Source organism: Bifidobacterium sp. UBA744 (assembly GCA_002298605.1).
GTDB lineage: Bacteria > Actinomycetota > Actinomycetes > Actinomycetales > Bifidobacteriaceae > Bifidobacterium.
This window is the reverse complement of record DBKS01000010.1, coordinates 1,529-2,794: the sequence shown is the minus strand read 5'-3', so window position 1 is coordinate 2,794 and position 1,266 is coordinate 1,529. Positions and strand designations below refer to the sequence as shown.

The following is a 1,266-nucleotide window of genomic DNA, read 5'->3' as shown; positions in this document are numbered from 1 at the left end:
CGCTGCAGAAGCGCGGCGGCGATGCCCCGCCGCTGGTAGGGCTCACCCACGCCGATGGTCATGAGCTCGGCGTCGTCGCCGTCATACCAGAATCCCGCATAGCCCCGTATGCTGTTGGCCGGGACAGTTTCGGAATCGTCATCAGATGCTATGTCAACGACATATGTTCGGGCCGGGGCGTCAAGCTCCTGCCGTATGGCGCTCTCGCTCCATGCGCCGCGCCCGAACAGCTCGGATTCCAGCCTCGTCATGGCGGCTATCACGGATTCGCGGTCCAGCGCGGAGATGTCTGTAATCATTCCCGCTCCCCGCCTTTACCGCTTGTTGGCTGCGCCGCCGTGGCCAAGCACGTGCTTGAGTGGATTGGGTACGGCGGCGTCAGGACGACGCAGATACAAAGGCTCCACCGGCATATCGGGGAATACGCGGTGCGTGCGCTCGGCGGCCGAAGCGAATATCGACAATCCGGCACGGCCCTGATCGAGTACCGAATCGTCGAGCATTGCGCCGACATGTGCGATCCGCCCCAGAATCTCGGCGTATTTCGCCGAGCCGTGACCTACGACGTCAACGGTCAGTCCCTGCTGGTTGGCCGCGTTCACGCGTTCGACGATCCGCTGTGGATAGTCGATGTCCATGGCGATGAGAGGCTCCTTCCGGACGTCCCGGTGCGTGTCGTCGCCGCAGGAGGCAGCATCGAGCAATTCGAAATACAGTTGCCTGCGTCGCGCATCATTGACGGCGAGTGTCAACGTATGGCGCCCACGGTCCTCGAATGTCTCTGTCCGGCGCTCCGCTTCGAGCCGTTTCAGATTCCACAGCGCCTGAGGCTCGAGGATGTTCTGCCCGATCAATTCGGCTCCTGTGGCGAAGGCCAGGGCCTTCGCCGCGACGATGCCGGCGCGCAATCCGGTGAACGGCGCCGGGCCCGTGCCCACGATGATGCGGTCAAGGTCCCGCGGAGCGAGGCCGGCATCGGTGCAGGCACGTGCGATATTGGCCTGCAGACGTTCGACATGCGTGCGCGAGTCGGTTTCCACAATCGGCTCATGGCCGACAATACCGACGGTTGACCCATACGACGTGTCGATCACCAGCACATTGTGCGCAGCGCCCAAAGCAGCCGCCTCAGCCATGGTTACTCCTTCTTGCCGAATTGCGCGATCCGTGCCTCCCAGTCCGATCCCAAAGGCACCAAGGAAACGATTCTAACGCCAGCGCTGGTCGGATCCTCCATCGGCGATTGCCCGTCCACGGAGCGATCCA

At 63.1% G+C, this 1,266-nt stretch carries 2 protein-coding genes; both read right to left on the bottom strand.

Annotated features, from left to right (window positions below; translation table 11 throughout):
• Positions 1 to 299, bottom strand: a 299-nt coding sequence (locus tag B2994_RS00835; RefSeq protein WP_414630613.1) for a GNAT family N-acetyltransferase, incomplete at its 3' end; no start/stop codon positions are given.
• A 15-nt stretch (positions 300 to 314) separates the two neighbouring features.
• Complete coding sequence (gene tsaB, locus B2994_RS00830) at positions 315 to 1,136, bottom strand: tRNA (adenosine(37)-N6)-threonylcarbamoyltransferase complex dimerization subunit type 1 TsaB (RefSeq protein WP_291526516.1); 822 nt, start codon at positions 1,134 to 1,136, stop codon at positions 315 to 317.
• Positions 1,137 to 1,266 lie beyond the last annotated feature (130 nt).